The sequence below is a fragment of the Actinocrinis sp. genome (assembly GCF_035650855.1).
In the GTDB taxonomy this organism is placed as follows: domain Bacteria; phylum Actinomycetota; class Actinomycetes; order Streptomycetales; family Catenulisporaceae; genus Actinocrinis.
This window is the reverse complement of record NZ_DASRGV010000122.1, coordinates 1-20320: the sequence shown is the minus strand read 5'-3', so window position 1 is coordinate 20320 and position 20320 is coordinate 1. Positions and strand designations below refer to the sequence as shown.

At 70.1% G+C, this 20320-nt stretch carries 17 protein-coding genes; 14 read left to right on the top strand and 3 right to left on the bottom strand.

Features of this window, described 5'->3' with window-relative positions:
* Positions 1-109: 109 nt before the first annotated feature.
* Together VFB40_RS09730 and VFB40_RS09725 are read right to left on the bottom strand one after the other, a co-directional pair.
* On the bottom strand, positions 110-1297 hold the full coding sequence (locus VFB40_RS09730; RefSeq protein ID WP_414642074.1) for a DUF349 domain-containing protein: 1188 nt from the start codon (positions 1295-1297) through the stop codon (positions 110-112).
* Positions 1298-1635: 338 nt separating this feature from the next.
* Complete coding sequence (locus tag VFB40_RS09725) at positions 1636-2475, bottom strand: peptidylprolyl isomerase (RefSeq protein ID WP_324849098.1); 840 nt, start codon at positions 2473-2475, stop codon at positions 1636-1638.
* A gap of 205 nt (positions 2476-2680) precedes the next feature.
* On the opposite strand from VFB40_RS09725, the gene VFB40_RS09720 reads away from it, so the two are divergent.
* From VFB40_RS09720 to VFB40_RS09705, 4 genes are all read left to right on the top strand, one after another.
* On the top strand, positions 2681-3415 hold the full coding sequence (locus tag VFB40_RS09720; RefSeq protein WP_324849096.1) for an MBL fold metallo-hydrolase: 735 nt from the start codon (positions 2681-2683) through the stop codon (positions 3413-3415).
* Between the two features lie 22 nt (positions 3416-3437).
* Complete coding sequence (gene hisS, locus VFB40_RS09715; RefSeq protein WP_324849094.1) at positions 3438-4700, top strand: histidine--tRNA ligase; 1263 nt, start codon at positions 3438-3440, stop codon at positions 4698-4700.
* Positions 4697-6517 (top strand): aspartate--tRNA ligase, encoded by a 1821-nt coding sequence (gene aspS, locus VFB40_RS09710; RefSeq protein ID WP_324849092.1) that lies wholly within the window; start codon positions 4697-4699, stop codon positions 6515-6517. Before hisS ends, aspS begins: the two co-directional genes overlap by 4 nt.
* 139 nt (positions 6518-6656) lie before the next feature.
* Entirely contained in the window at positions 6657-7169 is a 513-nt protein-coding gene (locus VFB40_RS09705) for a GtrA family protein (RefSeq protein ID WP_324849091.1), read from the top strand.
* A gap of 10 nt (positions 7170-7179) precedes the next feature.
* Here the strand turns inward: VFB40_RS09705 and VFB40_RS09700 are convergent, their stop codons facing one another.
* On the bottom strand, positions 7180-7881 hold the full coding sequence (locus tag VFB40_RS09700) for a GH12 family glycosyl hydrolase domain-containing protein (protein WP_324849089.1): 702 nt from the start codon (positions 7879-7881) through the stop codon (positions 7180-7182).
* Between the two features lie 232 nt (positions 7882-8113).
* On the opposite strand from VFB40_RS09700, the gene VFB40_RS09695 reads away from it, so the two are divergent.
* The 10 genes from VFB40_RS09695 to VFB40_RS09650 all read left to right on the top strand — a co-directional run.
* On the top strand, positions 8114-9289 hold the full coding sequence (locus VFB40_RS09695; RefSeq protein WP_324849087.1) for an MFS transporter: 1176 nt from the start codon (positions 8114-8116) through the stop codon (positions 9287-9289).
* 62 nt (positions 9290-9351) lie between these two features.
* Entirely contained in the window at positions 9352-10581 is a 1230-nt protein-coding gene (locus tag VFB40_RS09690; RefSeq protein WP_324849085.1) for a GNAT family N-acetyltransferase, read from the top strand.
* Between the two features lie 61 nt (positions 10582-10642).
* Positions 10643-11590 carry an NAD(P)-dependent oxidoreductase gene (locus VFB40_RS09685; protein WP_324849083.1) on the top strand — a complete coding sequence of 316 codons (948 nt, stop codon included), beginning with the start codon at positions 10643-10645 and terminating at the stop codon, positions 11588-11590.
* A 4-nt stretch (positions 11591-11594) separates the two neighbouring features.
* Positions 11595-12098, top strand: a complete 504-nt coding sequence (locus VFB40_RS09680) for a hypothetical protein (RefSeq protein ID WP_324849081.1) — start codon at positions 11595-11597, stop codon at positions 12096-12098.
* Positions 12099-12158: 60 nt separating this feature from the next.
* Entirely contained in the window at positions 12159-13379 is a 1221-nt protein-coding gene (locus tag VFB40_RS09675; RefSeq protein ID WP_324849079.1) for a cytochrome P450, read from the top strand.
* Between the two features lie 117 nt (positions 13380-13496).
* Positions 13497-14462 (top strand): NAD-dependent epimerase/dehydratase family protein, encoded by a 966-nt coding sequence (locus VFB40_RS09670; RefSeq protein ID WP_324849077.1) that lies wholly within the window; start codon positions 13497-13499, stop codon positions 14460-14462.
* A gap of 237 nt (positions 14463-14699) precedes the next feature.
* Positions 14700-16013 (top strand): hypothetical protein, encoded by a 1314-nt coding sequence (locus VFB40_RS09665; protein ID WP_324849075.1) that lies wholly within the window; start codon positions 14700-14702, stop codon positions 16011-16013.
* A 139-nt stretch (positions 16014-16152) separates the two neighbouring features.
* Positions 16153-17676, top strand: a complete 1524-nt coding sequence (locus VFB40_RS09660) for a hypothetical protein (RefSeq protein WP_324849073.1) — start codon at positions 16153-16155, stop codon at positions 17674-17676.
* Positions 17676-19154: an AAA domain-containing protein gene (locus VFB40_RS09655; RefSeq protein WP_349261415.1), complete on the top strand. Its 1479-nt coding sequence runs from the start codon at positions 17676-17678 to the stop codon at positions 19152-19154. Before VFB40_RS09660 ends, VFB40_RS09655 begins: the two co-directional genes overlap by 1 nt.
* Positions 19155-19261: 107 nt before the next feature.
* Positions 19262-20320, top strand: a 1059-nt coding sequence (locus tag VFB40_RS09650) for an AMP-binding protein (RefSeq protein WP_324849069.1), incomplete at its 3' end; no start/stop codon positions are given.

Here is a 20320-nt window from a genome sequence, read left to right as displayed (position 1 = left end):
CGCCCGGTCAGAGCGAGCACGGTCAGACGCGAAGTAGAGCCGGATCTGAAACGCCGTCGGCCGCCCACGCGCTGCGGGCGGCCGACGGCGTCGTATTACCGGATTGGCGCTATCGAGTGAACTCGTCGAGGGCGGCCTGAGCCTGGGCCAGCCATTCGCGCCGCGCGGTCAGCGCCGCCTCTGCGTCCTCCGCCTTGCGCTGCTGGCCGGCCGCGCGGGCCCGCTCGAGCTCCTTCTCGAACTTCGCGATCGAGGACTCCAGCTGCCGGACCGTGGCCTCGGCGCGCGCCTTGGCCTCCGGGTTGGTGCGCTTCCACTCGGCCTGCTCGGCGTCGGCGACCGCGCGCTCCACGTCGCGCAGGGAGCCTTCGAGCCGCGGCTTGGCCTCGCGCGGGACCGGGCCGATCTCCTCCCAGCGCGCCTGGATGCCGCGCAGCGCCTGGCGGGCGCTCCTGAGGTCCGAGATCGGCAGCAGCTTCTGCGCCTCGGCCAGCAGCTCCTCCTTGCGGGTCTGGTTCTCCCGGAAGCCCGCGTCGCGCTGGTCGAGGTCGGCGTTGCGCGCGGTGAAGAAGGTGTCCTGCGCGGTCTTGAACCGCTCCCAGAGCTTGTCCTCGACCTCGCGCTGCGCCCGGCCCGCCGTCTTCCACTGCTTCATCAGGTCGCGGAAACGCTGCGCGGTGCTCGCCCAATCGGTCGAATCGGCCAGGCTCTCCGCCTCGTCGACCAGCGCCTCCTTGCGCGCGCGCACCTCCTCGCGCTCGGCGTCCAGCTGCGCGAAATGGGCCTTGCGGCGCTTGGCGAAGGCCGAGCGGGCCGCGCTGAACCGGGACCACAGCTCGTCGTCGGACTTGCGGTCAAGGCGCGGTACGCCCTTCCACTCGTCCACCAGCGCGCGCAGCCGCTCGCCGGTCGCCTTCCACTCGCCGGACTGCGCGAGGCCCTCGGCCTCGACGACGATGCGCTCCTTGTGCGCGGCCGCCTCGGCCTGCTGCTTGGCCCGCGCCTCGCGCTTGGCGGCGCGGCGCTGCTCGGCGACCTCGTGCAGCTTGTCGAGCCGTCCGCGCAGGGCGTCCAGGTCGCCGATCGCGTGCGGCTCCACCAGCTGCTCGCGCAGCTTGGCGATGCTCGCGTCGGCGTCCTTGGCATCCAGGTTCGTGGTGCTCAGCCGGCGCTCGAGCAGCTCCACCTCGGCCTTGAGGCCGTCGAACTTGCGCTGGTAGAAGGCCAGGCCTTCCTGCGGCGTGCCCGCCGCCCAGGAGCCGATCTGCCGCTCGCCCTCGGCCGTGCGCACGAACACGGAACCGTCCTCGGCGACCCTGCCCCACTCGCTGGACGCCTGCGCAGCCTCCCCTGTGCCGTCGCGCGGGGCCTCAGGCTCCGGCTCGGCGCTGGCGGTCTGCTCCGGCTGCTCCGGTCCCTCGGACACGGTGCCCTCCTTGGACGTGCGACTTGTGACCGTGATCTATGGCGACGCGCCCCTTGCGTCACGGTACTGCGGTAGACCGATGTTGTTCCATTTTCATCGAGGCGCCGTTTTTACAACAGGCGCAGGGCACTCTACAAGCAACGACGGTCCCCGGACAGTCGGTAAACGCGTCCAGGGACCGTCGGATGAGCGGGTATCCGCGCGGTCGGCTACGAAATCGAGACCGACTGGATAGTCACGGTTTCCTTCGGCTTGCCGTCACCGGTGCCGTTGGCGTTGTCCGAGCCCTGCGCGGCGATCGACTGCAGGATGTCCAGGCCCTTGGTGATCGTGCCGAACGGCGTGTAGTTCGGGCCGAGCGGGGAGTCCTTGTAGACCAGGAAGAACTGGCTGCCGTTGGTGCCCGGCCCGGAGTTGGCCATCGCCACGGTCCCGGCCTTGTAGGTGACCGTGCCGGAGGACCCGGCCGCGCCGAAGTAGTTCAGGTTCTCGTCCTGGAACTGGTACCCGGGGCCGCCGGAGCCGGTGCCGGTCGGGTCGCCGCACTGCAGCACGTAGATGCTCGAGGTGGTCAGCCGGTGGCAGTTGGTGTTGTTGAAGTAGTTCTTCCCGGCCAGGTACTGGAACGAGAAGGTCGTGTACGGCGCCTTGGAGGTCAGCGCGGTGAAGACGACATCGCCGCGGTTGGTGTGGATCGTCGCGGTGTACGGCTTGGCGGCCTGCACCGCGTTGAACACCGGAATGCCGACGTCCTTGGACGCGGTGCCGCTCTTGGTGTAGCCGATCTTCTCCGCCGTGCTCGACGGCGCCGCGCTGGTGCTGGCCTGCGCCGAGGCCGAACTCTGTGCGACCGGCTTGGTCGGGGTGTTCGAAGACGTCAGCAGGACCGCCGCCGTGGCGCCGCCGCCGACCACCACGATCGCGATGGCCGTGACGATCGCGATGCGCCTGTTGCGCCTCGCCGCCGCCTGCTGCTTGGCGATCTTCGCCTGCACCCGCTCGTAGCGTGCGCGCTCCAGGGCGCGCTGCCGGTCCTTGGTGCTCGCCACTCTCGTGTTCTCCCTGTCTCAAAATTCGCGCTGAACTTCGCGCCACACCCGCGTCGATGCTGCCCGCGTGCAGTGTACGGGCACGTCCTGAAGACGCAACGGGTCGCGGTTACCGGTTCGCGATCGTACGCGCGCCGCCGGTAGTCTTGGCTGACCATCACGGCCGCCCGCAAGCCCGCCGAAATCCGTCGAGAACAGGACGCACGTGCTTATCGCAGGGTTCCCCGCCGGTCCGATCGGCGCCAACTGCTTCGTCGTGGCGCCCGGACCGAACGAGCGCTGCGTCGTCATCGACCCCGGCCAGGACGCGGTCAAGCCGCTGGACGACACGCTGCGGGAACACAAGCTGAAGCCGGCGGCTGTGATACTCACGCACGGGCACTACGACCACGTCTGGTCGGTGGCCCCGGTCTGCGGCGCGCACGACATCCCGGCGTTCATCCACCCCGACGACCGCTTCATGCTCGCCGACCCCGGCGCGGCGATCGGAGTGCGGGACGCGGCCGCGTTTTTCGGCGGCGCAACTTTCACCGAGCCCTCGGACGTGCGTGAGCTGGAGGACGGTCAGCGGCTGGGCTTCGCGGATCTGCTCGGCATCGAATTCGTCGTCAACCACGCCCCGGGCCATACCAAGGGGTCGGTGACCTTCACGCTCCCGCGAGACAGTGTCGATGCGGAGCGGGGTGCCGACTCCGACCGCGACGTCGACGTGCTGTTCAGTGGGGACCTGCTGTTCGCCGGCTCCATCGGACGCACCGACCTGCCCGGGGGTGATCCGCAGGCGATCTTCGCATCGCTCGAGCGGGTGGCGCTCCCGCTGCCGGACGACACGATCGTGCTGCCCGGCCACGGACCACAGACGACCATCGGCCGCGAGCGCGCGTCGAACCCGTTCCTGACCCGGCTCAGGGACCCGGGTACCGCGCGAACCGGCCTGTAGCGGATAGACGGGTAACGCAGCCTTGAGTACCTTCCAGGCCCCCAAGGGGACCTTCGACCTGATCCCGCCGCAGTCGGCGACCTTCCTCGCGGTGCGCGAGGCGATGGCCGCCGTCGTGCGGCGCGCCGGATACGGCTACGTCGAGACGCCGGCGTTCGAGGACACGGCGCTGTTCAAGCGCGGCGTCGGCGAGTCCAGCGACATCGTGACCAAGGAGATGTACACCTTCACCACGCGCGGCGGGGACTCGCTGACGCTGCGCCCGGAGAACACCGCGTCGGTGGTGCGGGCCGCGCTGCAGCACAACCTCGACAAGGGCGCGCTGCCGGTGAAGCTGTACTACTCGGGTTCGTACTACCGGTATGAGCGCCCGCAGAAGGGCCGCTACCGGCACTTCTCGCAGGTCGGCGCAGAGGCGCTGGGGGTCGAGGACCCGCTGGTCGACGTCGAGATCATCACGTTGGCCGCCGAGGCGTTCCAGAACCTGGGGCTGCGCCAGGTCCGGCTGCTGCTCAACACGCTCGGCGACAAGGAATGCCGGCCGGTGTACCGCGCCGCCTTACAGGAGTTCCTGCGCGGCCTCGACTTGGACGAGGCCACTCGGGAGCGGATCGAGATCAACCCGCTGCGGGTGCTCGACGACAAGCGTCCCGAGGTGCGCGCGCAGCTAACAGACGCCCCGGTGATCGCGGACTATCTGTGCGACGCCTGCAAGAAGTACCACGAAGAGGTCCAGACGCTGCTCTCGATCGGCGGCATCGCGTTCGAGGACGATCCGAAGCTGGTGCGCGGCCTGGACTACTACACCCGCACCACCTTCGAGTTCCTGCACGACGGCCTCGGCGCGCAGTCCGCGATCGGCGGCGGCGGCCGGTATGACGGACTGTCGGAGGAGCTCGGCGGCGCGCCGCTGCCCTCGGTCGGCTGGGCGCTCGGCGTGGACCGTACAGTCTTGGCGCTTGAGGCCGAGGGTGTGGAGCCTCCGGGTGCCGCCCGGGCCGTGGACGTGTTCGCGGTGCCGCTGGGCGAGGCCGCCCGGCACATGCTGTTCGGCCTCGTGCTCAAGCTGCGCCGCGAGGGCGTTAACGCCGACTTCGCGTACGGCGGCAAGGGCCTGAAGGGCGCGATGAAGGCGGCGGACCGTTCCGGCGCGCGGTACGCGCTCGTGGCCGGCGAGCGGGACCTGTCGGCCGACGTGGTGCAGCTCAAGGACTTGGAGAGCGGGGAACAGGTCCCCGTTCCGATCGACCAGCTCGTCTCGACGATCAAGGAGAAGTTGTCGTGATCCGCACGCGAGAGGCGGGGAGCCTGCGGGCCTCCGACGCCGGAAGCACCGTCACCCTGGCCGGGTGGGTGGCCCGGCGGCGTGATCACGGCGGCGTCACCTTCATCGACCTGCGCGACGGGTCCGGTGTCGTCCAGGTCGTGGTCCGCCAGGCGGCGGACGCCGCAGAATCGGCATCATCCGAGGCCGTACACGACCTGCGTAACGAGTACTGCGTCACGGCCACCGGCGAGGTGCGCGAGCGGCCGGAGGGCAACGCCAACCCGGAGCTGCCGACCGGCGAGATCGAGGTCGTCGTCGACACGGTCGAGGTGCTGTCCACGGCCGCGCCGCTGCCCTTCCCGACCGACGAGCGCAAGAGCGCGAACATCAACGAGGAAGTGCGGCTCAAGTACCGCTACCTCGACCTGCGCCGCGACGACATGGCCTACAACCTGCGCACGCGCGCGAAGGCCACCAAGGTCATCCGCGACGTGATGGACGACCTCGGCTTCCTGGACATCGAGACGCCGTACCTCACGCGCTCGACGCCTGAGGGTGCGCGCGACTTCCTGGTGCCGGTGCGTCTGCAGCCGGGATCGTGGTACGCACTGCCGCAGTCGCCTCAGCTGTTCAAGCAGTTGCTTATGGTCGCCGGCATGGAGCGGTACTACCAGATCGCGCGCTGCTTCCGGGACGAGGACTTCCGCGCCGACCGGCAGCCCGAGTTCACCCAGCTCGACATCGAGATGTCCTTCGCCGATCAGGAGGACGTCATCAAGGTCGGCGAGGCCGTCGCGCAGCGGGTGTGGCGCGAGGTGCTCGGCGTCGAGATCCCGACCCCGCTGCCGCGGCTGACCTACGCCGAGGCGATGGCGCGGTACGGCTCGGACAAGCCGGACCTGCGCTTCGGGCAGGAGCTCGTCGAGCTGACCGAGTACTTCACGGGCACCGAGTTCCGGGTGTTCCAGGCCCCTTACGTCGGCGCGGTGGTCATGCCGGGCGGCGCGGCGCAGACCCGCAAGGAACTCGACGGCTGGCAGGACTGGGCGAAGGCCCGCGGCGCCCGTGGCCTGGCCTACGTGCTCTTCGACGCGGAGACCGGCGAGCCGAGGGGCCCGGTGGCCAAGAACCTCTCCGAGGCGCATCTCAGCGGCCTGAGAGCGGCTGTCGGGGCGTCAGCCGGCGACGCGGTGTTCTTCGCGGCCGGCAAGCGCACCGCGTCGCAGGAACTGCTCGGCGCGGCGCGGCTGGAGATCGCGCGCCGCTGCTCGCTCATCGACCCCGACGCGCAGGGCGCCGAGGCGTGGAAGTTCCTGTGGGTCGTGGACTTCCCGATGTTCGAGCCGGTCGAGGACGAGAAGGGCGAGCAGATCGGCTGGACCGCGGTGCACCACCCGTTCACTGCGCCGACCCCGGAGAGCCTCGACACCTTCGACAAGGACCCGGCGACCGCGCTGTCCAACGCGTACGACCTCGTGCTCAACGGCTCCGAGATCGGCGGCGGCTCCATCCGTATCCACCGCAAGGACGTGCAGGAGCGGGCGTTCGCCGCGATCGGCCTCTCCGACGAGGAGGCGCGCTCGAAGTTCGGCTTCCTGCTGGAGGCGTTCAACTACGGGCCGCCGCCGCACGGCGGCATCGCGCTCGGCCTCGACCGCCTGGTGGCGCTGCTGACCGGTGCGGACACCATCCGCGACGTGATCGCCTTCCCGAAGACGGCCTCCGGCGGCGACCCGCTGACCGGTGCGCCGACGCCGATCACCCCGGCCCAGCGCAAGGAGGCCGGAATCGACGCGAAGCCGAAGGAACCGGCCGAGGCTGCGCCCCAGGGCTGACTCCGGTCCCATCCCTCAGCATGACGCCCGCGAACGCTGCGGTACGCCACACTGGACGCGTACACATGACGACGGTGTGGGGTACCGCAGCGGGCGCGGCAGACGATGACCCTACGCACAACCTTGGCTGGGGGAGCACATGCGGCGTTGGGCCACCGACATCGTCCATCGGCTGTGGCGCGAGATGGTCGGCTTCGGAGCCGTCGGTATCGTCGGCGTCACCTGCGATATCGCGACGTTCAACCTAGTCATCGGCGTGTTCCACGCACCGAAGGTCTACGGCTCGATCTGCGGTACCGCCCTCGGTACGGTCATCGGTTACCTCGGTAACAAGTACTGGGTGTTCCGCCGCCGCGAGCGCAGGCAGTCTGCCGCAGAGATCACGCTGTACCTTCTGGTCTCGGCTGTCGGCATGCTCATCACAGCAGCCTGCGTGGCGTTCAACGAATACGTACTCGGATACACATCGCTGCTCGCCGCGAACATCGCTCAGTTCATCGTCGGACAGGGGCTCGGCACGGTGTTCCGATTCTGGGCGATGCACATGTGGGTCTTCCCGGAAGCACGCTTGGAGGAACTGGCCGAGCTGGCGGCGCCGCCGCAGCCGGACGAGGATCCGGACGCGGCGGCGCTGGTCGATACTCGCTGTTGAATCGGCTCTGTCAGCCTGCTGACGCGGAGTAGCTGTTGATGGTGAAGTTCTGCGTCGTGCTGTTCGTGCCGCTGATCTCGAAGCCGTACTGGATCGTGGACAGCGTCGGGTTCGAGTAGTAGTGCCTGGTGTTCTCCAGCCACTTGAGCAGGTCGAGCAGGTTCACCGAGCCGGAGCTCTCGTTGCTGGTGCGCTTGAACGAGTAGGTCGGGTTGCTGCCGTTGCTGCCCGCGTACACGGTCCACGTGTTGCCGTCGATGGTCAGGTTGCCGGTGTTCGAGCCGAGCGGGCCGACGTTGCCGTGCGTGCTGGTCCAGACCATGACCTCGATGCCGCTGCCGTTGAGCCAGATGTCGTAGGCCGACTCGAAGTTGCCGGTGCCCGGAAGCGACTCGCTGAACGAGCTGTTCGCGTAGGACAGCGAGTTGAGCGCCTTGTTCACCGACTTGGACTCGTTGGCGTACGACTTCACGCCCGAGGTGCTCGGCTGGTTGGAGAAGACGCCCCAGTTGTTGGACGAGTTGACCCACAGCGTCTGGGTGCCGTGGCCGCTGCCCCACTCGTCGTTGTAGATCGTGTAGCCGCCGGTCGAATACGAGGCGTACTGCGCGGAGGACTCATAGGCGTACGCCCAGGCGGGACCGACGGACAGCACGGCGATCGCCCCGGCGCCCAGGGCCGCCGCGGCGGCCTTGAACAGGTTGCTGCGCATCGTTGCGCGCTCCCTTCACGTGGTGCCTTGATGTGGCAATGTGGGTGTTGAAGCGCTTCGAAATATCTGCCCGCCGCTGTGGACTGTCAAGATGTGGTGCGGCAGGCCGACAGTCAAAGAATGGTCATCGATTTCATCGAAGCGCTTCGACGCAGCATTCGGCTATCTTTAAGGGAACCTAACTGTTAAAGTGGCCCACAGGCAGGCACGGCGGCGACTTCGGGGAGAGCCCATGGGCGCAGAGTTGGCGGTCGCGGTGCCCTATGCCGTGCCCGGGGCGCAGGAGCGGCGTGGCCGCGTCGCGGTGAATCTGATCTTCGCGGTGCACGGGGTCATCTCGGGGACCTTCGCCGCGCGGGTGCCTTGGATCCAGACGCACATCCACGCCACCCCGGGCGTGCTGGGCGCGGCCTTGATCACGGAGACCGCCGGCGCGCTGGCCGCCATGCCGGCGACGGCCAAGGTCGTGCACCGCTTCGGCGCCAAGATCGGCATGCGCGTCCTGGTGGCGCTTTTCTGTGTCTCTCTCGTGCCGGCCGCGCTGGCGCCCGATCCCTGGTCGCTCGCGGCGGTGCTGTTCGTCTTCGGCGCGACGGCCGGCTGCGCGGACGTGGCGATGAACGCCCACGGCGTGCGGGTCGAGTCGCGCATGGGCAAGTCGATCATGTCCGGATTCCACGGGATGTGGGCGGTCGGCATGATCGCGGGCTCCGCGCTCGGCGGACTGTGCGCCGCGGCCGGGATCGGCGCCCCGGTCGAGTTCGCGGTGACCGCCGCGGTCTTCGCCGTGGTCGGCGTCCTGTCCTGCGCCCTGCTGCCGCCGGACGATCCGGCGGCGGAAGAGGTCGCCGCGCCGCACTACGCGCTGCCGTCGCGCGCGATCCTGTTCGTCGGCGTGGTCGGCTTTTGCGGGATCTTCGCCGAGGGAGCGGCCCGCAGCTGGTGCGCGGTGTACCTCACCGACGTCACGCACACGAGCACAGCCGTGGGCGCATACAGCCTCACCGGCTTCTCGGCCACCCTCGCGTTCGGCCGATTGACCGGGGACGCGATCGCCCGGCGTCTCGGCCCGGTCCTGACCGTCCGGCTCGGCGGTGTGGTCGCCGTCCTCGGCACCTGCATGGTCGCGCTGGCGAACACCCCGCTGCTCGGCATGCTCGGCTTCGCCGCCGTCGGCCTGGGCATCGCCACCTCGGTGCCGCTGGCCATCGCCGCGACCGGGCGACTGGGCAGCAACGCGGAGCAGGCCGTCGCCGGGATCACGACCGTTATGTACGCCGCCGGCCTCGTCGCCGGACCTTCGGTGGGTGCGCTCGGCTCGGCGGTCTCCCTCCCCTTCGCGTTCTGGATGACCGCGATCGTGACTACGGGCATCGCCCTCGCGGCACGGGCACTGCGGCCTGCGTGAGGTCGCTCTACCCCTTGGAAATCCAGTCGCGAGTGATCAACGCCGAGGGATACGTTGCGGTCATGACGATCGACGTACGCAGGGTGCGCGAAGAGGAGTTCGACGCGTGGAGCGACGCGATCGACGTCGGCTTCAACACGCCGCACAACCGTGGTGACGGGCCGCGCCGCCGCCGCTGGTTCGAGCTGGACCGCTGTTGGGGCGCCTTCGACGGGGCCACGCCGGTCGGCACGCTGCGCGCGATCAGTCTGGAGGCGACTGTTCCCGGAGGGGCGTTCGTACCGCACGCCGGGATTAGCGCGGTGACCGTCGCGCCCACGCATCGCCGCAGGGGTTTGCTCTCTCGGATGATGGCCGGTGAGCTCGGCGCCGCGAAGGAGCGCGGCGACATACTCGCCGGGCTGTATGCGTCCGAATATCCGATTTACGGCCGCTTCGGTTTCGGCCCGGCGACGACCTGCGCGAAATGGCACCTTGACGCGCGTGCCGCCGCATTCGCGCGTGAACTGCCCGGCGATGTCGAGGTCGTCGACACCGAGGCGGCCTTCAAGGAGGCTGCGCCTCTTTACGACCGAGTGCGCGCCCTAACGCCGGGCGCTGTCAGCCGCACCCGCGCGATGTGGGAAAACAAGCTCGACCTGGTGCTGCGCGAAGGAGAGCCGGCGCCGAAGAAGTGTTTGCACGCTCTGTGCCGGGACGAGAGCGGCGAGGCTGTCGGCTTCTTGCGCTACAAGTTCGGCGAGGAGCGATGGACGCACGAGCGCCCCGACAACCCTGTCGAGGTCTTGGACCTGTTCGCGATCAACGTCGAGTACGAGGCGCGGCTGTGGAAGTACCTCGCCGATCATGACTGGGTGAGCGAGGTGGTCGGAAGGGGCGGCCGCCGTGAGGACGAGCTCTGGCGTGAGCTGCTGGTCAACCGGAGGGTGGCCTGGGCCGACAACCAGAGCGACGCCGAGTGGATCCGGGTGCTCGACACTTCCGCCGCACTCTCCGCGCGCCGCTACGAGGTCCCGGGCCGCGTCGTGCTGCGCGTGGTCGACAAGGACGGATACGCAGCCGGTACCTTCGCGCTCGAAGGGGGTCCGGATGGCGCGACCTGCGGGCCGAGCGCGGAGTCCCCGGACGTCACGCTGCCCGTGGCCGTGCTCGGGTCGATCTACCTCGGAGGCTTTTCAGCCGGACGGTTCGGCGTACTGGGCATGCTGGACGAACACCGCAACGGTGCGGTAGCGCGGCTGTCGGCTATGTTCCAGACCGCGATCGCCCCGTGGTGCCCGGTCGGCTACTAATCACATCCGACTAACGCATCGCGCCGGTTCGAACCTACGTCCGTCCTTCTAGGATGGGGGCGTGGACGAGCGCAAGCTGGTGTGGACCGCCCCGGGCACGATCGGCGACCTGAACGACCTGCCGAGGGACGTGCGCGCCGCGCTGGAGATGACCGAGATCCCGGCCGATCCGCTGGGCGACCCGCGGCTCGGCGAGGTCCGGATGCTGATCCCGCCGCTCGTGCGCAACCAGGCGGACGACGGGTACGACCTCAAGATGCTCATCGCGTCGGCCGGCCGGCTGGAGCTGGTGCAGGCGCTGACGTCCGGCGTGGACTGGATCGTGGACCTGGTGCCCGCCGAGGTGACGCTGTGCAGCGTGCGCGGGGCGTATGACGATCTGATGGCCGAACTGATGCTCGCCGGGATCCTTGCGCTGTACAAGGAGATCCCGCACCACGCAGGCGCTCAGGCACGCGGTCGTTGGGAGCCGCGCCAGGTGCGTGTGCTCGGTGGCTCGCGCGTGCTGTTCGTCGGCTACGGATCGATCGCCGAGTGCCTTGAGAAGTACCTGGCGCCCTTCGGCGTCGACGTGCGCAGGATCGCCCGCAGGCCGCGTAAGGGCGTCGACGGGATCAGCGAGCTGTCCGTGCTGCTGCCCGGAGCGGACATCGTCATCGTCCTCACCCCGCTGACCGCGCAGACGCAGGGCTTGATCGACGAGGAGTTCCTCACGCTGATGAAGCCGGGCGCGCTGCTGGTGAACGGCGCGCGCGGCCTGGTCGCGGACACCGACGCGCTGATCGCCGCGGCGGAGCGCGGAAAGATCCGCGCGTACCTGGACGTCACGGAGCCGGAGCCGCTGCCCGACGGGCACCCGCTGTGGTCGGCGCCCGGTGTGTTCATCACTCCGCACATCGGCTCGCTCGTGCCCGAGAACCGGGCGCGCGCCTTCGCGGTCGTGCGGGAGAATCTGATTCGCTGGGCGCGCGGCGAGGCGCTGCGCAACGTGATCTCCGGGGAGTACTGACGCAGTGGCGTATCGGCCGCTCAGCGCCGATTTCATCCGGCGGCGACGCAGGCGTGCGCTGGAGATGCTGCTGGCCTGCCTCGCGGTGCTGGTCCCGTGGACGATCTTCCTCGCGGTCAGCCTGCCAGACCAGTACCGGGCCCATCACTGGCGGCTGACCTGGGCCGGGTTCGACGGCCTGCTGCTGATCGCGATGAGCCTGACCGTCTACCTGGGCTGGCGCAGAAGGCAGGCGGTCATCCCGGCCGCCATCGCCACGGCGACCCTGCTGATCTGCGACGCCTGGTTCGACCTCACCCTCGACCTCGGCACCCCGGACATCTGGTGGTCCCTCGCCTCCGCGGTCCTGGTCGAGCTGCCGCTCGCCGCCTTCTTCCTCACCAGGGCCTTCATCCTCATCTCGCTGACCATCCGGCAGGCGTACACGCAGCTCGGCATCGAGGAGCCGCCACCGTCCGTGTTGAAGCTGCCACTTTTCGGAATCTCCCGGGAACCCGACCGGGACTGACGATCGTTCAGACGGAAGTACGGGGCTGATTTCGGGCGAGGGCAGCGGGGAGGAACGGTCATGACGAGCAGCGGGGCAATCCTCGGCGAGTTGTTCACCGAGGCGGGGCGGGCCGATCCGTACCCCTTGTACGTGAAGCTGCACGAACTGGGCCCGGCCGAACACGTCGACGGGCCGTTCTTCGTCGTCAACGGGTACCACGAGGTCAACTCGGTGTTGCGCAATCCCGGGTTCGGCAAGTGGGCGCAAAGCGCGCAGGCGTGGCCCGAGATCGCCGACCATCCCTCGCTGACCAGGTTCGGCACGTCGATACTGGACACCAATCCGCCGGACCACACGCGCGTGCGGCGGCTGATGGCCACGGTCTTCACGCCCCGGCGGGTGGCCGCGCTCGCGCCCGCGGTCACGGCCATCGTCGGCGACCGGCTGGACAAGATGGCCGAGGCCGGCGCGGACGGCTCGCCGGTCGACTTCATGGACGAGTTCGCGTTCCGGGTGCCGGTCTCGGTCATCTGCGAGCTGATCGGCATCCCGGAGGCGGACAGATACCGCTTCCGCGCCCTGATGCAGGACGTGGCGATCGCATTGGAGATCGTCAGCGACCTGTCGACGCTCGGCCCCGCGGACGCCGCGATGCTCGAGATCGAGGAGTACTTCACCGCGCTGGTCGCCGAGCGGCGCGCCGCCCCGCGCGACGATCTGACCAGCGCCCTGATCCACGACGCCGACCAGGACGACGGCAGGCTCTCGGAGGAGGAGCTGCTGAGCAACCTCGTGCTGCTGCTCCTGGCCGGGTTCGAGACCACCACGAACCTGCTCGGCAACGGCCTCGCCGTGCTGTTCGACCGCCCGCGGCTGGCGGCCGGGCTGCGCGCCGGCACGATACCGGCGGCCGGATTCGTCGAGGAGGTGTTGCGCTTCGACTCCCCGGTGCAGCTGACCTCGCGGCTCGCCATGACCGACGGCCTGCAGGTGGCCGGGATACCGGTGCCCAAGGGCTCGGAGGTGATGTTGCTGCTCGGCGCCGCGAACTGGGACCCTGCGCGTTTCCCCGAGCCCGAGCGGTTCGATCCCGGCCGGCCGGACAACCAGCCGCTCAGCTTCGGCGCGGGCGCCCACTTCTGCCTCGGCGCGGCCCTGGCCCGGCTCGAAGCAGCTACCGCGTTCCCCTTGCTGCTCGACCGGTTCCCCAACCTCGCTGCGGCCGAGGACGCCGAGCGAATACGCAACGACCGGCTCGTCCTGCGCGGCTACCAGACCTTCCCGGTCGTCGTGAGCTGACCCGCGCCGCCGAGCCGCTCCGCTGAGCGGGCGTCAACCATGTGACGCAGCACACGTCACACATCCGCGAGCTGTCTCGTCTCCCTCGCGTAACACCGAGACGACGAGGAGCGGATCATGAAGGTACTGCTCGCCGGGGCCACCGGAACACTCGGCGTGCCGCTGGTACGGCGGCTGACCAAGGCCGGCCACCAGGTCATCGGCATCACCCGCACCGAACCCGGCGCAGGCGTGCTCTGGGACCTGGGCGCGTCGAGCGTCATCGCCGACGCGCTCGACCGCGACAGCCTGCTGCGCGCACTGAAGGACACGCACGCGGACGCCGTCATCCACCAGCTCACCGCGCTCAAGCGGCCGCCGATGCGAGCCCGTGACGTGGAGCCGACGAACCGGCTGCGCGTGGAGGGGACCGCGAACCTGCTTGCCGCCGCCGAACAGGTCGGTGCGCGGCGATTCGTCACCCAGTCCTTCTTCGGCGGCTACGGCTTCCACGACGGCAGCCGGCTGCTGACGGAGCAGGACCGGTTCGCCCCGCCCGGCGGCCGATTCGACCCCACTTGGCAGGCGCTGCGATCCACCGAGCAGCAGGTCCTCGAAGCCCCCGGCATCGAGGGAATCGCGCTGCGCTACGGCGGCTTCTACGGGCCGGCCAGCGTGAGCCAGATCCTCGAAGGCCTGCAGAAGCGGCAGTTCCCCGTGCCGCGCGACGGCGGTGCCTACGCGTCCCTGGTCTACATCGAGGACGCTGCGGCCGCCACAGTCGCCGCGTTGGACCGGTCCGCGCCCGGCCAGGTCTACAACATCGTGGACGACGAACCGGTGCGCTGGGGCGTCCTCATCGACGCCTTCGCGGCCGCGTTCGGCCTGCCAAAGCCGCGGCGCGTGCCCGGCGCGCTGCTGCGGCTCGCCGCGCCGTACATGGGCGGGCTGATGACCCGTCAGTCGCTGCGCCTGTCGAACGCCAAGGCCAAGGCGGAACTCGGTTGGCGACCGATCATGCCGACGTACCGTGAGGGCATCGAGGCGCTGCTAGCCGAGCTGAGGCCGACCCATGACGGAGAGTCAGAAGGCGTTCGGCCATAGTCATCCGGCACTGAAGCCGAATCGGACAGCCGCCGCGACACCCGCCCACGCAACCCCACATCGGTTGCCGGTTGCCGGTGCTGACCGCCTCCGCGGCACCCGTCTGCGCAACCCCACATCGGTTTGTCGGCCGCCGGTTGCCGCTTGCCGGAGCTCAGCGCCGCCGCGACACCCCACTTACAACCCAACCGACCGCCCCATGCGGCGACACGGCCCCCACTATGCTCGGGGACCATCATGCCCGCCACGCCTCCACCGACCCCGACCTCACCCCCGACCTCGCCACTGGCCCCGCCTCCAGCCCAGGACCCGGCCGTCGCGGACCGCCTCGCCGCGCTACGCGGGCCGGTTCCCCCGCGTCATCACGACGCGCGCACCATCGCCGCGCTCACCGCGAATCCCGGCTGCGCGCGCCGAGCGGTGCTCGACGCGGCCGGAGTGGACAAGCGCGCGCTGGCCGAGCGGATCGGCTTCGGTCCCCGGTTCGGGCAGTCGCCGTTCGCGATCAGCCGCGGCAACGCCTTCGAGAAGCTGGTCAAGGCAGACGGTGGCACCACCCTGCTGCACCTCCTGCGCGACCAACTCGGACTCGACGTCCCGCTCGACAATCAGAACCCTGGTTCTCCCGGCTCCGGCGGCGAGTGGCTCGACCTCGGCACTGGCGAGCGGGAGGAGCGATACCGGCGCACCCGCGACCTCGTCGCTGCCGCCGCCCGCGATCAGGACGCTGGTCCAGTGCTCGCCGACCATCCGCTGCTCAAACTGGAGGTCGGCGGCCGCGCGGCCTACGTTGAGCCCGACCTCGTGGCCTTCCGGGCGTCGTCAGCAGCAGCTCCGACGGTGCCTTGGCGGTGGTATCTCGCGGAGATCAAGTCCTTCGCGATGATCGACGGACGCGCCGATCCCGTGAAGGTGGCCGAGGCGGCGACGCAGGCGGCCGTGTACGTGCTCGCCTTCCAAGCCCTGCTCGCCGACCTCGGGCTGCCGCCGGAACTGGCCGCGACTGATGTCGTGCTGGTGTGCCCCAGAGACTTCAGCAACACCCCGACTGCCGCACTGGTTGACGTCCGCAGGCAACTCGCCGCCGTGCGCCGCCAGCTTGACCGCCTGCCGCGGATCGGCGCGCTCTTGGACGGACTCGACGCGGGCCTCACCTTCGACCTCGCCAAGGACGAGGACGGCGAACCGGTGCGCGGATCGGCGGAACTCGGCAAGGCGGTGGCCGCGGTCGAGGCCAGATACGCGCCCGAATGCATCTCGCGGTGCGACATGGCGTTCTACTGCCGAGACGAGGCCCGCGCGACGTGTTCGACCGACCTGCTCGGCAGATCGGTCCGCGACGCGCTCGGCGGCGTCGGAACGATGCGAGACGTGCTGGCGCTCGCCGGGGGAGAGGCGCGCGGGGGCGATGAAGCATTCGACGACGACCCGGACCTCGCAGAGGCGGCGAGGTTGCTGAGCATGGCTCGCAGGGCACGTAGCGAGGCACTTGAGCAGGCGCAGGCGCGGGCGGCGGAGGCGGAGTTGCGATCGCGCGAGGTCGCCGCGTGAGCGCGCGCGTGGGTACGAGCGCCATCGCGGCCCGGTCGTATGGACAGTCGCAGTCGCAGTCGCCATCCCCATCCCCATCGCCATCGCCATCGCGTGACGAGTATGCGATTGCCGCCGTCCAGTGCCGCCGGGTCGCCGCATGAGCGCGCTTGCGGCCCTCGCCCGAGTCGAGGCCTTCGCCGCCGACCGGGCCGTGCCGCTCGCGACGGTCCGGCACGTGCACCTTTCCCCGCACCCACTCGTCCTCGTGCCCATACTCCTGGCCGGCGAGGCCGCCGCCCCGCTCGCCGCGCTTGTCGGCACCGAGCGCGCTGAGCCTCAGCTCCTCGTGGTCCGGCAGCCGCGCGACCGCGACCAGCGCTTCGCCTTCCTCGCGGACCTGGCCCGCATCGTCGTCGGCTACATCGAGGCGCGGCGCGGCGAGACCGAGGTGGTCGAGGCCACGCGCAACCACGAGGAGTGGGAACGCCAACTCGACGCCCCACAGCTGATCGTGCCGAACCCCGGCGGGATCGACGCGCTGCGGCTGCTCGGCCGCTCCGCCCGGTTCCGGTCCTCTCAGGGCCCTTATCCGGTCGATCCGCTCGTCCCGGTGCTCGGGCGCTACCTGACCTGGTTCGCCGAGGATCGAGCGCCTACCGCCGGTTCCTCCGTCTGCCTCGCGCTCACCGACGTGCTGGCCGCGCACTGGGCCACCGGCCAGAGCGCATTGGAGGACCGGCACCTGGCCGCCCTGCTCGCCTGGATCGTCCCCGAACACTTCGCCACGTCCGGCGAGCGGCTCACCGGAAGCCAGGCCGCCGCGCTGGCCGAGGATCCCGCGCGGTGGCCGTCCGCGGGTCCGGCGACCGATCCCGAGTTCGACACCGAGGTTCTCAGCCCTCTGATCAGCGCGCAGCGGAACGCGGACGGAGACCCGGCCGTCGAGCGCCGCGTCGAGAAAGAGCTGCGTGCGGCGCTGCGTGAACGGCTCGCGCCGACCTGGGACCTGATGTGGCAGGGCATTGAGTTGCTGCGTGGACTGCCGGAGGCCGGGCACGATGGTCACCGCTGGATGGTGGACCGCGGCCGCTTCACCGACTTCGCCCGCGGTGTCGACGAGGGCGCGCCGCCCCAGCCTCGGCGGGAGGGCGCCGTAGCCGCCGCCAAGCGCCTCGCAGACCTCGAATCCGCCCAGGAGGCCTACGACAAGCAGCGCGCCTTGGACGATCCGCTGGTCCTGGCCGGTTATCGCGTCACCGGCGAGGCCTTCGCCGGGACCGTCATGGCCGTCGACGCGGAACGCCAGGATACCGCCGGCCGCACACCGAAGCCGCGACCGCACGTCTGGTTGCGCACGGCCGATCCCGTCGTGCTGCGTAAGGGCACGAAGGTCGCTTGCCCGCAGCGACCGAATCAGCGTCCGGTCATCGTCGCCGTCAAGCGCGAGGGCGACGAATACATCGTCGAACTCGAGCTCGTCGACGGCATGGGGCGCCGCGCGATTCCGGAGGAGGGATCCGTGCCTGAGGAAGGGGAGTACCGCTGCTACTCGACGGTGCTGGCCGCCGAGCGCTTCCCTCCGCCGCCGCTTCCGGAAGTGGCCGCGACGCCGTGGACACACGGAGGGCCGCCCGCCGATTACGCGCCGACCGGCGCAGACCACGATGAGGAATGGCACTGATGCCGGACCATGTCGCCGGTCGATCTGTCGCCGACCGTTCCGCTGACGCACGAGCCGTGATCGGACGGGTGACTGCGGACCTGCTCTCCGGCAGTCATCGCGGCGTCATCGTCGACTCGCCGCCGGGAGCGGGCAAGTCAACGCTCGTCGTCGAGCTGGCCAAGCGGCTCGCGGACACCGGCGAGCCGGTCATGATCGTCGCTCAGACGAATGAGCAGGTTGACGACCTGGTGGATCGGTTGGCGACGGCGCATGGCCAAGGTGCGCAGCCGGACAGTGGTGATGACAGTGATGACGATCGCGGAAGCCTGACAATTGGCCGGCTGTCGGCCTCCGGGTACGTTCCGAGCGAGCGCGTCGTGCGGCACCTCGGCGGCCCGGACGCGGTGGACGATTCGGTCACCGTGGCGGGCAAGGTCGGCGATCTCGGCCGCCCCGCAGTGACCATCGCCACCGCCGCGAAATGGGCCCGCACCGGAGCGGCGGAGTGGCCGGAAGGCGGTTGGCGCTGGGCGATCCTCGACGAGGCGTACCAGATGCGCTCGGACGGTCTGCTGGCCATCGCGCCGCGCTTCGCCGCCGGTACCGCACTGTTCGTGGGCGATCCGGGTCAGCTCGACCCGTTCGCCACCATCGACGGGGACCGCTGGGCCGGGTCGGCGTGGGACCCGACCGACAGCGCCGTCGCGGTCGTGCGCTCACACAATCCCGGCCTGCCGGTGCATCGCCTGCCCTACTCGTGGCGGCTGCCGGCCAGCGCCGCGCCGCTGGTGTGCAAGGCGTTCTACCCGTTCACGCCGTTCGAGGCGGGCAGCGGGCCGCAGGATCGCGCGATGAAGGTCTCCGGCATCGGATCCGCGCTCTCCGGCCCGACGGGTTTCGCCGGGCCGGTCGATCAGGCCATTGATCTGGCCGCCGAATCCGGCTGGGCACTGTACGAGCTGCCCGCGCGGCACACCGTGCGAACCGACGCCGAGGCGCTGGACGCCTGCGCTCGCCTCGCCGCGCGGTTGGTGCGCCGGGAGGCCACGGTATTCGACCCCGCATACGCCGACGGCCGGCAGGTCACCGCCGACCGGATTGCGATCGGCGCGGCGCATCGCGACCAGGCAGCCGGGATCCGTGCCGCGTTGGACCGTCTAGGCGCGGACCTGGCCGGTGTCACCGTCGACACCGCCAACCGCCTTCAAGGCCGCGAATACGACGTCTGCATCGTCCTGCACCCTTTGTCAGGGCGCCGCGATGCCACAGCGTTCCATCTGGAGACTGGCCGGCTCTGCGTACTGCTGTCACGGCATCGCCACGCGTGCATCGTCGTCGCGCGCGCAGGCATTCCCGAGCTGCTCGACGCGCATCCGCACACCGATCCGGTGCACCTCGGCGTCCCGGTGAAGTTCCCGGACGGTTGGGAAGCGCATCAGGCCGTCCTCGCGCACCTCGCGGAGCACCGGGTTCCGGCGGGAGCAGGCGGCCGGTAGGGGATTAGGGACAGGTGCTGCGGGGCGAGTGCCGCGCGGCGTGCGGCGAACCGAGACGGCCGGTGCCGCGCATGCAGCGCTCCAGCGGTCCCCGGTACGGTGGCGGAATGCGCCTCCTGCCGAGCCTCACCGGTCCGACCGCCGACGAGCCCGACGCGATCCAAGTGGCCGGACATGCCACGTCACGCGCGCAGCTACTCGAAGCGGCCGGGGCGGTCGGCGCGCAGATCGCCGGGGCACCGGCAGTCGCCGTCCACGCCGCCGCGCGCCTGGAGACCGTCATCGCCGTCCTCGGCGGGATGCTTGCTGGCGTGCCCGTCGTCCCGGTGCCGCCGGATTGCGGCCCGGCCGAGCGCGATCACCTACTACGCGACTCAGGCTCGGCCGCTCTGCTGGCTGCCGACGCCGACGTGTGGCCGGACTGCGGTGTGCCCGTCGTCCCGGTCGATGGCTCAGCGCACGCGCGCGCGTCGGCCTCCTTCTCGGAACCATCGCCCGACGCAGCAGCGCTCATCCTTTACACCTCAGGCACCACCGGAGCGCCTAAGGGCGTCCCGATCACCGCAGACGCCATCGCGGCCGACCTCGACGCACTCGCCGAAGTCTGGCAGTGGACCGCCGATGACACGCTCGTGCACGGCTTGCCGCTCTTTCACGTCCACGGCCTCGTTCTCGGCGTCCTCGGCGCGCTACGCACCGGCTCACGGCTGATGCACACCGGACGTCCGACTCCGGCCGCCTACGCTGCAGCGGCCACCGCAACCGCCAATCCTGGAACGCTCTTCTTCGGTGTGCCGACCGTTTGGTCCCGGCTGTGCGCCGATCCTGGATCCGCCAAGGCGCTATCCACCGCCCGGCTGCTCGTCTCCGGCTCCGCCGCGCTGCCTGCTCCCGTGTTCGCCGAACTCGAAGCCCTCACCGGGCATCGCGCGGTCGAGCGCTACGGCATGACCGAGACGCTCATCACGCTCTCCACTCGCGCCGACGAACCGAACCGCAAGCCCGGGACCGTGGGCCACCCGATCGCCCCGGTCACCACCAGGCTCGTCGCCGAAGACGGCTCGCTGATCACGCATGACGGCGCGACAGTAGGCGAACTCCAGGTGCGCGGCGCGACCGTGTTCTCCGGTTACCTGGGGCGCCCCGAAGCGACCGCGGCCAGCTTC